9 protein-coding genes are annotated in these 14,303 nt (G+C 52.0%); all 9 read right to left on the bottom strand.

Annotated elements, in window-relative coordinates; all coding sequences use genetic code 11:
- Positions 1–120 precede the first annotated feature (120 nt).
- Positions 121–1,245 carry an ABC transporter permease gene (locus GT1_RS16945; protein WP_075752168.1) on the bottom strand — a complete coding sequence of 375 codons (1,125 nt, stop codon included), beginning with the start codon at positions 1,243–1,245 and terminating at the stop codon, positions 121–123.
- Positions 1,242–2,150 carry an ABC transporter ATP-binding protein gene (locus tag GT1_RS16940; RefSeq protein WP_223226327.1) on the bottom strand — a complete coding sequence of 303 codons (909 nt, stop codon included), beginning with the start codon at positions 2,148–2,150 and terminating at the stop codon, positions 1,242–1,244. Before GT1_RS16940 ends, GT1_RS16945 begins: the two co-directional genes overlap by 4 nt.
- Entirely contained in the window at positions 2,147–3,028 is an 882-nt protein-coding gene (locus GT1_RS16935; protein WP_223226326.1) for an ABC transporter ATP-binding protein, read from the bottom strand. Before GT1_RS16935 ends, GT1_RS16940 begins: the two co-directional genes overlap by 4 nt.
- 14 nt (positions 3,029–3,042) lie before the next feature.
- Positions 3,043–4,017: an HlyD family secretion protein gene (locus tag GT1_RS16930; protein WP_188399680.1), complete on the bottom strand. Its 975-nt coding sequence runs from the start codon at positions 4,015–4,017 to the stop codon at positions 3,043–3,045.
- Positions 4,007–4,609: a TetR/AcrR family transcriptional regulator gene (locus GT1_RS16925; RefSeq protein ID WP_075752162.1), complete on the bottom strand. Its 603-nt coding sequence runs from the start codon at positions 4,607–4,609 to the stop codon at positions 4,007–4,009. Before GT1_RS16925 ends, GT1_RS16930 begins: the two co-directional genes overlap by 11 nt.
- Positions 4,610–4,851: 242 nt before the next feature.
- Positions 4,852–8,604 (bottom strand): helicase-exonuclease AddAB subunit AddA, encoded by a 3,753-nt coding sequence (addA, locus tag GT1_RS16920; RefSeq protein ID WP_188399679.1) that lies wholly within the window; start codon positions 8,602–8,604, stop codon positions 4,852–4,854.
- Positions 8,604–12,080, bottom strand: a complete 3,477-nt coding sequence (gene addB, locus GT1_RS16915; RefSeq protein ID WP_188399678.1) for a helicase-exonuclease AddAB subunit AddB — start codon at positions 12,078–12,080, stop codon at positions 8,604–8,606. The genes addA and addB overlap by 1 nt, the downstream gene beginning before the upstream one ends.
- An 82-nt stretch (positions 12,081–12,162) precedes the next feature.
- On the bottom strand, positions 12,163–13,305 hold the full coding sequence (locus GT1_RS16910) for an iron-containing alcohol dehydrogenase (RefSeq protein WP_188399677.1): 1,143 nt from the start codon (positions 13,303–13,305) through the stop codon (positions 12,163–12,165).
- Between the two features lie 113 nt (positions 13,306–13,418).
- Positions 13,419–14,198 (bottom strand): basic amino acid ABC transporter substrate-binding protein, encoded by a 780-nt coding sequence (locus GT1_RS16905; RefSeq protein ID WP_188399676.1) that lies wholly within the window; start codon positions 14,196–14,198, stop codon positions 13,419–13,421.
- Positions 14,199–14,303: the final 105 nt, after the last annotated feature.

Genomic DNA, 14,303 nt, shown 5'->3' with positions numbered 1-14,303 from the left:
TCAGTATACAACTATATTTTAACATATTTGTAATTTCATATAATTTTTAAATGCACTTTTCACACAGTCTGACAGGTCCCTTGTCCCTAAAAATTTCTCAAAACCCTTTGCCTTTGCAGCTTAAGCAATTTTCTTTTGAAATTTTACAATACTGATAGACAATGCAACCAGGATGTAGACAATAAGGGCAAACACCTGCGACCATAAGAAATTGATACCGATTCCTTTGAGCACAATGCCGCGCAGAATTTCCAGGTAAAAGGTCAGCGGCAGCAGATGGCCCAACTGGTAGAAGAGCTGAGGCATGGCTTCCCGGGGAAACATGAAGCCTGACAGAAGTACACTGGGAAGAAATACGAAAAAGGACATCTGCATGGCCTGCATTTGGGTCTTCGTTACAGTCGAAATGAGGACCCCCAGTGATAGAGAGGCAATGATAAAGAGCGTAGTAAGACCGTATAACAGACCAATACTGCCCCTCATCGGCACATCAAATACTAGTGCGCCAACCACCAGTGCCAGTGTTGCCTGGACATACCCGACAAATATATAGGGGATAATTTTGCCAAGCATTAATTCGTGCGACTTCATGGGCGTTACAATAAGCTGCTCCAACGTGCCCCGTTCACGCTCGCGGACAATAGCCATGGAAGTAATCATGACCATTGTCATGGTCAACACAATCCCCAGTATCCCAGGCACCATGTAAAACGGTGAAATAAAATCAGGATTGTACCAGGGGCGGATACGGATATCGACAGGCGGGGCGACTGGCTTGCCGCTGGCCCCCTGCATTCGCTCAATAAGCAGTTCCTGCGAGCGAAGCTGGCCAATTAACTGGGCAGACGAAATGGCCGATGAGGCTGCCATCGAATCTGAAGCATCAACAATGACCTGTACTGATGCACTGCGCCCATGCTTGATATTTTCGGTGTAATCGGGAGGGATGATGATGCCGACTTTCGCTTTGCCGCTTTCAACCGCCGCTGTTACTTCCTGATAATCTTTGGCAACATATTTTATAGTAAAATACTCACTGGCCTGAAATGACGCCAATAAGTCACGCCCCTCCTGCTGCAGCGACTGGTCAAATACGATTGTCGACAGATGCTTTACGTCGGTATTAATGGCAAACCCGAATACAAGCAGTTGCACAATAGGCAGTCCTACCATCATGGCGAAAGTCAGCCGGTCACGCCGCATCTGAATAAACTCTTTTATGAGCAAGGCTCTAAGCCGAATCATACTATCAGCTCCTTGCGTTTGGATTTTACATAATAAACAAAAACGTCTTCCAGCGACGGGGTAATCACGTTATATTCATAATCTTTATAGTCAGACAGCCGCTCTTCACGAATAAGAGCATGTACGCTGGTCCCATAAGGATATAAGTCCAGAACATCTCTTTGGCGCTCCGCCAGCTCGGCGAATAGCCCCATGGGGTCTGGCGTCGGAATTTCCAGCAGTATGCCTGGCAGGTTCTGCTTCAGTCTGGCCGGAGTATCATCGGCGATCAGGCTCCCTTCATAAATAAAGCCGATGGCATCACAATGTTCAGCCTCATCCATAAAGTGAGTAGTCACCATAACAGTTGTCCCCTGCTGTGACAGGTAATAAATAATATCCCAAAACATACGGCGGGATTTAGGGTCAACACCGCCGGTAGGTTCATCCAGGAATAGAATAGACGGCTTATGAAGAATAGAACAGCCCAGCGCCAAGCGCTGTTTCCAGCCGCCGGAAAGGTTTGCCGTCATCTCCTGCCGCCGGTCTTTTAGCCCAGCCATGGTGAGCATGTTCTCGATTCGTTCTTTCCGCTCGGCCGCTGACAAATTGTAAAGTCCGGCATAGAATTCCAGGTTTTCAAGAACGGTTAAATCATCATACAGACTGAATTTTTGCGACATATAGCCGATTTGTTCTTTTATTGACTCTCCCTGTGTTGCCAAATCAAGGCCCAGGATGTGGCCGTTGCCGCTTGTCGGCGTCAGGATGCCGCATAGCATGCGGATAGTTGTTGATTTTCCCGAACCGTTAGGCCCCAAAAATCCATAAATGCTGCCTTGCGGAATTTTTAAACTGACTTGATTTACGGCGGTAAAATTGCCGAACATCCGGGTGAGATTTTCCGTTGCTACGGCATACATCATGACGCTCCTCCCTCGGCAAGGTGAACAAAAATATCCTCCAAAGATGGCGAAATTTCATGTAATGAAAAATGGGTAATGCCGGCAGCCTGCAAAGCAGCTTCTACTTTTGGCCTGACCTCCGGACTTTCGGCAACCAAATGATACCTGTCGCCAAAAGCATTAACATCTATGAGCGGACAATCGGCCAGGATATGTTTTAGCTGTTTACCTTCGGCTTTAAGTTCAAATAACCGGAAGGGATAATCGGCCTTCAGGCGCGCGGGAGTACCTAAAGCCACAATCCGGCCCTGACTCATGAAGGCCACCTCAGAGCACAATTCGGCTTCATCCATATAGGGAGTGGAAACAAAGATGGTCATGCCTTCTTTATTAAGCCGGTATAGCATTTGCCAAAACTCCCGCCGGGAAACAGGATCAACACCGGTGGTAGGTTCATCCAGAAAAAAAACCTTAGGCCGGTGCATTAGCCCGGCAGCCAGCGCCAGTTTTTGTTTCATGCCGCCTGAAAGGTTATCTGCCAGGCGATCCTTAAACGGCAGCAGGTTGGTAAAGGCCAAAATATTTGTACCTAACTCTGCTACCCGTTCTTTATCCGCCCCATATAACGCACCCATTACCTGAATATTTTCCATAACAGTAAGATCGCCATAGAGACTAAACTTTTGCGGTACATAGCCAATTTGCTCTTTGACCTTCTCGGCGTCCAGACTTCCCAGCAGTTTTATTTCTCCTGACGTTTGAGCCATAATCCCGGTAATCATACGAATAGTAGTCGTCTTGCCGGCACCGTCCGGCCCTACTAATCCGAAAATGGTCCCCGCCTTGACCCCCAGACTGAGATTATCCACTGCCGTCAGTGTACCAAATTGCTTTGTCACATTTGTAAGACTAATCATTTTAACACCACATCGGCCGGCATGCCTGGCTTTAAGACTCCCTCAGAATTATCCACTTTTACTTTTACGGCAAATACCAAATTAGCCCGTTCACTCTGAGTAATGCTCTGGCGTGGCGTAAACTCGGCATTTTGACTGATTTCTTTAATTTCACCCCGGAATATCCGTCCGGGGAAAGAATCCACCTTGACGCCAGCTTCCTGGCCAACAGCAATTTGCCCTAATTGTGTGGACGATATATATACCTTGACCCAGCAGTCATTCATATCCCCTACTGTAAAAATCGCAGCCCCGGGGTTGACATATTCACCATCCTCAAAATTTTTCGTCAGAATAAGTCCGCTGATCGGGCTGACTACGGCTGTATCTGCCAAAAGCACCTTGCTTGCTGCCAGTACTGCCTTACTGCGTTCCACCTCCAGCCGCTGGGCTTCAATCGCCTCTGGCCGGCTGCCCTCATCTCCCAGACTTAACCGCTGATTTGCTGCCGTCATGGCACTATATGCTACCTCCATATTGGAGCGGGCGGCCTCCAGTTGCTGTGTCGAAATAGCACCAGTGGCATGTAAGCTTTGATAGCGTGCATAATCATTTTTGGTTTTGTCATAGACTGAGCGGGCTGAATCCGCCATTGCACTCAATTCCTGCCGTTCCTGACTACGCAGCCCGTTCTCCAGATCTTTAAGCTGTGCCGTCGCTTTGGCCAATGCGGCTTCATCTCTGACAACCTGCGCTGCCAAATCAGCGCGCGTAATTGTGGCAATCTTTTGCCCGGCGATTACCGTATCGCCTGCTTTTAGCTGAAGCTCTGCCAGATAACCGTTCACCTTAGGCATAATATCGGCTCTGGTAACTTCAATTGTGCCTGTTGCGGTAATACCTTTTTCTACCGGTCTTAGATACTTATAACCTGCCGCCCCTGCTGCGATAACAGCAACCAGAATACCTGCCAGCAGCTTTTTATTGACCATCGTAATTTTTCACCCCATTCAAAAAGATGTCTACCGCTTGCATTACATACTGTTCGTCCTGTGCAGAGCTATCTGAAACAAAATGCCGGAAAATAGGCCGGGAAATAAAGTAAAAGTTTATAATGCCTGCTAAGGACAAGGCTGCCGTCTTTACGTCCATATCTTTGCGGAATTCACCACAGGCAATCCCTTCATTAAGTGTATCGGTCAAAAACCGGTAGGCACGTTCAATATATTTGCGGATAACCGGTTCAAAAAACCGGGATGGATTTAGGATTTCTCCCATCATAAACTTAGTGAGAAAAGGCACTCTTCCATGTACAACAGCCACATTGCGGGCATAGCTGATAATCTTTTCGGTGGGAGAGGCATCTTCCCTCGCTGCCGAGTCCAATAACGCACCGATCGGCGAAAACTGATTTTCCAAAACGGCTGCATACAATCCTTCTTTGCTGCCAAAATGGTAGGAAATTAGGGCACTGTTGGCTCCGGCCTCTTGCGAAAGCTCCCGAATAGATACGCCTGCCAAACCCTTCAGGGCAAACAATTTTTCACCGGCCTCAATTAACTTTTCTTTAGTGTTCTTTTCCACAAATGCACTCCTCTCTCGCTTAGCTCTAATAAGCTGTATCAGTTTTAATTAATCGATTGATTAAATTGTAATTTACTAGAATCTCCTTGTCAAGCTAATCCTGCTGCTTCGGTATTAAATAATGTGGGACAAGGGACCTGTCCCCTCGTCCCATGTCCCCTCGTCCCATTATCCCATAAAAAACAAAAATCAGGCCGCTAATTATGCAGCCTGATTTTTTTATTTTTACGGAACCGGTTCTTTTACCCCAAAGACTCTACCTTGATTGCACGCCCCAGGGCAAAAGCATACAGGTATTGCTCCTTTACCGGCTTTCCGAGAATGCGCTCAACCGCGTGGGCGTACATACTCAGTTGAACAGCATATTTTGCGGCAAGTTCGTCCGCCGAGGCTGCCCTGTCGGTCTTATAGTCCAGCAGCACCAACCCGTCTTCTTCAGCAAACAGACAATCAATAACCCCCTGCACAAAAATTTGTTCTCCGCAGCCTGTAAGCTCGGCATAAAACTTTTCGGCCGGCAGCATCAGGCTAAACGGCATTTCCCGCCATACCTGACAAGCCTTGCTGAGCCGCTGCCCCAAACCGGAGGCAAAGAAATCGGCAATCAGTTGAGAGTCCACCGCCGCAGCCTGTCCTGGCAGCAAGATTTGCCGCAGCTCCAGCGAGCTAGCCTGGCCGGCAATGGCTTCAGGGGAAAATTCCCCTGTAAGGTCAATATGCTGCATGACCGTATGGATCATAATACCATACTCTACCGGTGTCATGCCGGTGGCAGCCTGGAGAAAACGGGGACGGGCGTGTATGGCAGGCAGTTCAAAGAGAGACTTAGCCTCTTCGGTTGCCACAAGCTCCAGCCGGCGTTTAATCTCCGACACAGCCAGCTTGGCCGGCCTCTCAACCGCCGCCGCACAGCTATATTCCCAATGCAAAATATCGTCCACCCACTTAGTATCTGTGCCAGCGGCCACCGGCTCCAAACGGCGGACCGCTTCCAGCAATGCATCGTCAGCCTGTTCGGACTGATTAAGCGGCGTGATGGCGTCCGCAGAATAGATGTTAACCTTCCATGCCGAAGGATGTGCCGCCAATTCCGGTGCCGGCAGACTTTCGCACCCGCCATACTCTCTGATAACTGTGCCGTCGGCATGGCGCGCCACTGCCATACCAACCCAGTCCAGATAGCTTTTAGCCTTAATTACCTGACTGGCTGGCAGCTTTTCTGCCGGTTGTCCCACTGAGTGGCACCAACCGGCGCATTTTTGCGCCAGTTTTTTCGCCGAACCCACAAGGATAAGCTTTTCCCGGGCTCGGGTCAGCGCCACATACAAAATGCGTAATTCTTCGGCTTTGGTTTCAAGCTCCAGCTTATGCTGAATTCCCCAACGCGCCGGGGTCGGATAGCGAAAACGCAGCTCCGGCAGAGTGACATAGGGACCTACCCCCAGTTCTTTATGACATAACACCAGCCCGGCAGCATCCTGCATATTGAAACTCTTGCCGATATCTGCCGTTATTACCACCGGAAACTCAAGCCCCTTACTCTTATGGATGCTCATGACCCTGACAACATCCTCGCTCTCGCCCAGCGCCCGCGCTACCGACAGGTCGGAATCCTTAGCCTTAAGCCGCTCAATAAACCGTAAAAAGCGGAAAAGACCGCGGAAATTGGTGGTCTCATACTGGCGGGCCCGGTCGAACAGCGCCCGCAGGTTTGCCTGCCGCAATACGCCGCCCGGCATGCCGCCAACATAATCATAATAGCCGGTATCATGGTAAATCCGCCAGATAAGTTCGGCCACGCCCTTGCGCCGCGCCAGACTGCGCCAGGCATGAAGCTGTTCTAAAAAAAGCATCGTCCGGCGGGAGGCCACCGGTGTCCGGCTATAAGCCTGCACCGCTTCCCAAAGGCTGCCTTGCTCCCGGCATAACCGCAACTGGGCCAGTTCGTCGCCGGTAAGCCCCACCAGCGGCGACCGGAGTACCGCCGCTAGCGGGATATCCTGGTGCGGGTTATCAATCACCGCTAACAGTGCCAGCATAATGGTAATTTCGGTTTCGGCAAAATAGCCGGAGGCCAGTTCGGCATAACAAGGAATGCCGTTTTGCCGCAGCATATCCTGCAAAGCCTGGGCCTTGCCCTGGACCGAACGGAGTAAAATGACAATGTCGCGATACCGTAAGGGACGATAGCCGCCCTCCTGTTTATCATATACCTGGTAGCCGCCGTTCATAAGCTCATAAATGCGCCGGGCAATAATGACGGCTTCCTGCTCAAAGGCACTCAGTTCTTCTTCCATCTCGGTGCCGGTTAGAAGATTATCCCGGCTTTCCGGCTCCGCACCTTGCGCTTCCGCAGCTTCACTGCCCTCTGTTTCATCCTCGGCGGCGTCGGCTTTATCCCGGTCAATTATCAGAAGCTCTACCGGGCCGTTCAGACTTCCCAGCGCCACCGCCGGGTAATCAGGCCCCGGGTTGAGCTGTTCATCCCGGCCATAGTCCAGTTCTGCGGTGCGCTTGGTCATCAACTGCCCAAACAAAAAATTAGCCGCATAGAGCACCCCCGCCCGGCTGCGAAAGTTCTGGCTCAAATCAATACGTTTACAACCGGCCAGCGCACCTGAGCGGTAATTATGGTACTTATCCATAAACAAGGCCGGCTCGGCCAGCCGGAAACGGTAAATACTCTGCTTAACATCACCCACCATAAACAGGTTGGGCTGTGCCTCATTGGCAGCAAGCCTGATGATTTCTTCCTGCACCCGGTTGGTATCCTGGTATTCATCCACCATAATTTCGCTGAATTTTGCTTTCAAGCCGACCGCCACCGCCGACGGCTTGGAATCAGCCGGGGTAGCTGCGGCGTCCCGCAGCACCGCCAGACATAAATGCTCCAGATCGTTAAAATCTACTACCCCTTTAGTCTGCTTGGCCTGTAGATAGCCTGCGGCAAACGCCTTAACAAGTTTGACCAAGGCCATAACCAGCGGCTGCGCCTGACGCAAATCCTGGACAAGTTCCTGGCCGCTGCGTTCAAAATATGCCGCCCGAGCATCGGTAATACGTTTTTTGGCTTTATTACGCTGTCCCTGGAAATAATCTTTGACTGCTTTAGGCACTTCCTTGCCTACCGCTGCAATCCGGGGAAAACTCACCTCTGCCAGCGCCGCAGCCAAGGCTGACCAGGAGGTACGGGCAGCCGCCAGCAGCTGATCAATAATCCGGATATCCTCGGCAAAGGTCTCCCCATAGGGTGCCGGATTCCCCGGTCTCTGGGCCTCCTCCAGCAGCGCGGTCAATCCCTGCCTGGCATCTTCCCAGTCCAAAATAATTTTGTCCCGTACCAAATCAGACCAGGGCGTAGTGTCAAAATCAGCCTCAGGCGCCAGCGCAAAAACGCCGGGCAAGCCGTTCAGCCAGTCTTCAGGCCAGGGATGGCTCCGGGAAAATTCATACAGTTTAAGCACCAATCCGGCCAGCGAATCATCGCCGGCTTCGTCACCATAATGCTCAATCAGGGTCAGAAAATCAGGGTCGGCCTGCGTATAGCCCTCTTCAAACACCGCTTCCAGTACATCACTCTTAATGAGGGTGATTTCCGTATCATTGGCAATCCGGAAATTGGGCTCAACCGGCAATAGGTAAAAATACTGCCGCACCAGGCTTTGGCAAAAAGCATGCAAGGTGGAGATATTGGCAGCATTCAGCAGCACCAGTTGCCGCTGTACATGCCGTCTAAGGTCAGGGTCTGTCAATTCCGGCTTATTCAGCACCGCATTCAGCGCCTCACCAATACGGCTGCGCATTTCATTGGCAGCGGCATTGGTAAAGGTCACCACCAGCAGGCTGTCAACACTCAGCCGCTCAGCCGGGTCAACAATCCGGCTGATGATGCGCTCCACCAGTACCCATGTCTTGCCTGACCCGGCAGCGGCAGCCACTAATAGATTATGATTGCGGGTCTCGATGGCCGCCTGTTGTTCTGGTGAACATTGCATTACTCTGTGCCTCCTTTGCGCCGACGCAGCTCATTAAGTATTTCCTGATCCGCCAGTCTGGGTAACACCAAATAGTCGTTTTCCGGCAGGTTGCGGTCAAACTGGCATACCGGGCGAAAATCGCAATAGCCGCACGGGGTGGCTTTATCCAGACGATACGGCCTGATAGCGGTTTCCCCCGCTAAGATATCGGCAGCTACTGCCAGTAACTCCTGCTCCACATGGGTTAATAACAGTTCGAACTCTTCACCGGTTTTCAGCTTGTCCATACAGCTTTCATAAAAACCCTTTTTGCCAAGCGCGATCTTGAAAAACTCCGACCAGCCGTCCAGTGTTTGCTCCAGCATACCGGCAATAGTGGTGTCAGCCAGCAGCCAGCCCGGCATTTTGAGTCTGGCATTGATATCCTTCTCAATTTGTTCCGGTGTCCTTAGGGTCGCGGCCGACACAACAGGATTTTTCAAGAAGTAATACAGCACACCGGCCGGCAGACAGGCATCCTTACCTTGCCTGGCGTTCATTGCCACCAGCAAATAGGTAAGCAGCTGCAGCTTAAGGCCATAGTATACCTCAGTCAGACTGAGCCAGGCTCCGCCTGATTTGTAATCAATCACCAGTACATATTGCCGCCCGTCGTACTCGCCGATATCCAGGCGATCAATCTGTCCGGCCACTTCCACCTTGGCTTCAGGTAATGCCAGCGTTAACGGCGGCAGTGCATTCTGCCCCCGCCCGAACGCCTGCTCAAAAGCCAGTGGCCTGAACTGACTGACCTTCGCCCAGGCGGCCAGGCGGCTTACCGCCTTCACAGCCCGCCGTGTCAGCCGTGTTACCAGATGCTCATGCTGTTTGCTGCTTAATAGGATTTCATTCTGCAGTTTGGGCGCCAGTTCGGTTACAATACCGGTACACAACTCACCAATCTGATTCTGAGTTATGTCACCCCAGCTTTGGCCGGTTTCAGCCAGCCGGTCACCAAACTGTTTGAGAACAGCATGTAAAAACTGTCCCAGGTCCGGGGACTGCAACTGATACAGAGACCGCTCCTTAAGCGCCAGGCCATATTGGGCAAAATGCTTGAACGGACAGGCACGAAAGGCTTCAAACCGGGTTACGCTGCCGCGCAGCACACCATTTCTCGCATACAGCTTGCCAGGCAAGCCGGGTTGCAGCCGTCCAAGCTGATTATGATGGAACAGTCCGGCAAGCTTTATTGTTAATTGGTCACGCCAATTGTCTGCAGTCAGCGCCCAATTATAAACATCCCACCACGCCGGGCTCATCTGTCCGGTCTCCCGGTACAGCCGGAGTGCTCCGGCGAGCGCTGCCAAAGCCCGCTCCGGCCTGGCTAGATATCCGGCTTCCCGCCCGGGCGGCGGCTCAACCGGCAGGGCCAGCGGCGTACTGCCGGTAATTTCCTTGAGGCGCCTGACAATCGGGGAGGGTGCCAACGCCTTGCCCTCGGCATCTGCGAGGGGATAGCTCACCCAGAGAAACCGGCTGGCCCGGGTCAGGGCCGTATATACTAAAAACTGTTCGGCAAAGACATCGTCCATCGCGCCGCCACTAAGTTCAAGCCCCAGCTTTTTTAACAGCGCCCGGTCATTGTCGCTTAATAAGCCCTCCTCCCGGCGGCGGCGCGGTAATACACCGTCACTGGCACCAGGCACAAAGGCTGCTTTTATCTTCAGCCGCCGGGTGCGTTCCAAAGCGGCAATTGTCACATAATCAAGCCCTGGCGGAATCAGACTCAGTTTAGTGCCTTCCAACCCCTCATTGACAATGGCGGCAAACTCCTCCAGCGTCAGCGGCTGGTCGGCAAAGGTATCGACAATCTGGTCCAGCAGTTCGATGAGCTTGGGCCACATTTGTTGATGTTCCCGGGCTTGCTCCAGATCCCCGGCTTCCTCGGCGGCAGTCGCCCAGGCCGTAAGCCTGTCTGCCACTTGCAGGCCGGTTAAAAAATCATAGACAGCCTGTACCAGCTTGAGCGGTGGCAGACCCTCCCGCAGCGCCGGCGTTAATTTGCCGGACAAAGTTACCAACTGCTCCGTACCCTGGCGGCGGATGGAATCAATCTTAGCCAAATGCGCCTGGTCATCCGGACCGGGTTCATCGCCGGCCCACTCGTCCTCGGCCAACGAGTAGCGGCGGCGGAAAGGCCAGGGCTCCGGATTTGTCCAGCGCGAACCGCGAATACCAAATTCCAGGCAATAGTTTTCCAAAATATCCACTTCATCCCGCGTTACCGGTACCAAATCGGTTTTTAGGCAGCGAAATACCGGCTCATAGCTCCACTTTTCCAGCACAATATCCAGCGCGGAACGCACCAGTTCTGCCAGCGGGTGATGGACTGCCGGCCGGGTGTTGTCCCGGAAAAACGGGATGGCATAGTCGGCCAGTACGGTGGCCATCAGTTCGGCATAGCTATCCATGTCCCGGATAAGAATGGCCATATCCCGCCAGCGCAGGCCCTCCTCCCGGCTCAGCCTGATCATTTCGCAGGCAATGGCCTCAGCTTCGGTCCGGCGGTTGGCGGCTTCAGCCAGGATAAAGCTATTGTCAACAGCCGGCACCTCCTGGCTTTTCCCGCCAAAAAACTGTTGTTCTATCACCGCCAGCACCGGTCGCCGGAAACGGTGCGGTACAGGCAGTTCCCGGTATATAACCTCAGACTTTAGCCCTGTCGCCAACTGCTTGATTTTACGGTAGGTTTCCCATTGGCGGTAAAACAGCGCTTCTTCCCGGGCATGGAGCGAAGTATCAGGCTGTTCCAGGCAAAGGGTAACTGTTGTAGCCGCCGCGGTTTGCAAGATGGCGGTAAGTACTGCATATTCCTGCGGCGTAAACCAGGCAAAGCCATCCACCCATACCTCGGCTTGCTGCAGCAGACTCGATTCCGGAATCTTTTCGGCCAGCAAACCAAGATAATCTTCCGGGTCTGTATACCGTCCGGCCAGGAAATCCTCAAAGCCCTGGTACAAGAGTGCCAAATCGTGAACTTTTCCTGCCAGCGCCTGACTGCCCTGGCAGGCTTCGTCACCGGCCAGTTCATGCAGCTTGTCCGGCCTAATGCCATAGGTTTTAAACTCTTTGACAAGACCTTCAACGGTGGCAGCAAAACTCTTTTCGGCAGCTGCCCGGGCCAGCAGCTTAAAGTTCGCCTTATTTTCCATAAGCAGACGGCTGAAAACCATCCGTTTGCCCAATTCGGAAATATGCGGCCTGGCAGCCCCCCCGGTCTCATGCAGCACCCGGTGAGCCAGGCGGCGGAAACCCACGACATGGGCTCTGACAAAGCCGTCTGACGGACAGGCCGCGGCCAGAGCCCGTTCAACCTCATAGGTGGCCTGTTCCGGCACAATAAAAATAAGCGGCCGGCCGTCAGGCAATTCGGCCAGCCGTGCACTTATTTCATTAATACATTGCCAGGTCTTGCCATAGCCGGCCCGGCCTAAAATAAAAGTGAGTTTCACACGCCTGCTCCTCCTCGTATTGCTATATAATTCACTGCCATAAGCCGCTTTTTGATTGAATTACACTGCCAAAATTGTAAATTTACATACCCCTGTGCATCTGTTTAAGAATTTCCGCCATTTGCCCGGCGGTTACCGGTACCGGGTTTGCTCTGGTAGAGCCTTTAAGGCAATTTTCCACAAGCCCGGCAAAGTCCTCCTCCAAAGCAGCGCAGGTAATACCGGCCTCTGCCAGACTGGCAGGAATAGCAAGCTGCCGGTTAAGCTCTTTGACTGCTGCGATAAAAGCGCCGCCGCCCTGGCGCCCGATACTTTGTGCTAGCTCAGCCAAGCGTCCGTCCACTACAGGGTCTTGCGCATTATATGCCAGCACATAAGGCAGCGCAATGGCATTGAGCAAGCCGTGCCCAAGATTGAATTTGCCGCCAAGAGCATGGGAAATGCCGTGAGCCATACCCAAGCCGGTATTATCAAAGGCCAGTCCGGCCATGCACTGATAATGGTGTACCTTTTCCCGGCTCTCAATGGTTCTTTCCTGATAAGATACCGGCAGCCAGGCAAACAAACCGGCTGTCGCCCCTTTGGCCAATACTGCGCTGACATCGTCTGCATTCCGGTTAATGTAGCATTCTACCGCATGAGTAAGTGCATCCATACCCGTCTCGGCCACAACATTGTCCGGCATTGTCATGGTAATATCGGCATCAAGAATCGCCAGGTCAGGAATAAAGGCCGGCGTTTTCAAGCCAATTTTCAGTTCTAACTCCCGGAAAGTAATGACGGCAGCTCGCGTTACCTCCGTCCCGGTGCCGGAAGTCGAAGGAATGGCAACAAACTGCAGCTGCTTGCGCGCCTGCGGCAGTTCAGCCGTCTGAGCACAGGCAAAGTCCAGTTCCGGATAATCATAAAATAACGCCATAACCTTGGCAGCATCAATCGGCGAGCCGCCGCCTACAGCCACCAGCACATCGGGCCGGAAATTCCGCATACTGGCAAGTCCGTCCAGAACAGCCTGGGTATCCGGATTTTTGCCGATCCCGCCGTATACACAGGTGACGCAGCCGGCTGCCTGTAAGATGGCCTCCAGTTTTGCAATGATACCGCTTGTCTGCATAGCGCTGCCGCCGGTAACGATGAAGGCCCGGCCGGCCTGTATATTACCGAGCTCCGCGATGGAGCCTCGGCCGGTAATAATGGCCCGGCCGCCTAGTATAAGTTTTTTCATCCGCAATCATCTCCTTACTTATAGGTATTGGACAAAAACAGGATTTTTACCTGCCGGCCAGATAAAGAAAAAGCCGCACCAGCAAGGCAGCTGATACGGCTTTCATAAGCTCACTATTGCGGCTGTTTACCAAACCATTTTTCATAGATTTTGGCATACTCGCCATTTTGTTTTAACTCATCCAGAGCTTTGTTGATTTTTCCGGCCAGTTCTGTATTCTTTTTAGCCACAGCAATACCATATTCTTCGGCGTCCAGTATTTCCCCAACCAGCTTGGCATCTTTATCGCCGCCTTTAGTCAGAAAATATTGGTTTACCGGCAGGTCATTCACAACAGCGTCAGCGCCGCCGGCCTTAAGTTCAAGGTACGCTTCGGAAGCACTATTGAACTCACGCACTTTGGCATCTTTAATTTTCCTGGCTTGTGCGGCACCGGTGGTACCGATTTGTACGGCAATCCGTTTGCCTTCCAGGTCTTTGAAGGTCTTAACAGTATCATTATCGGCTTTCACAACCATGGACAAGCCGGCTTGGTAGTAAGGCTTAGAAAAATTGACTTTCTTAGCACGTTCATCGGTAATCGTCATAGCTGACGCAATCACGTCAATCTGACCGCCTTCCAGTGCGGGAATCAGGCCGTCAAATGCGGTGTTTACAATTTGCACCTCTACCCCCATCTGCTTACCAATGGCTTTCATCATGTCAACGTCAAAGCCAACATACTCTTTACTCTTTTCATCCTGGAATTCAAATGGCGGGAAAGTAGCCTCGGCACCTACTTTAAGAACTTTGGCACCGGCAGGCTGAGCTGGCTGGTTGCTGCCGCAGCCGGCCAAACCGATAGCTAGCACAAACATAACCAGACTAGCAAAGACAATCCACTTTTTAGACATACTATGTACCCCTCTCGTATGCATAATCCTTTATCATTATACCTAGTTTTTTCTTGGACGCCAACTTTCACTACTGCTCGATTTGAAGAGAAAATCAAGCGCTTG

Origin of the sequence: Sporomusa sp. GT1 (genome assembly GCF_014634905.1) — a bacterium.
Classification (GTDB): Bacteria; Bacillota; Negativicutes; order Sporomusales; family Sporomusaceae; genus Sporomusa; species Sporomusa sphaeroides.
The sequence above is the reverse complement of the archived record's forward strand: the minus strand, read 5'-3'. Positions and strand labels throughout refer to the sequence as shown.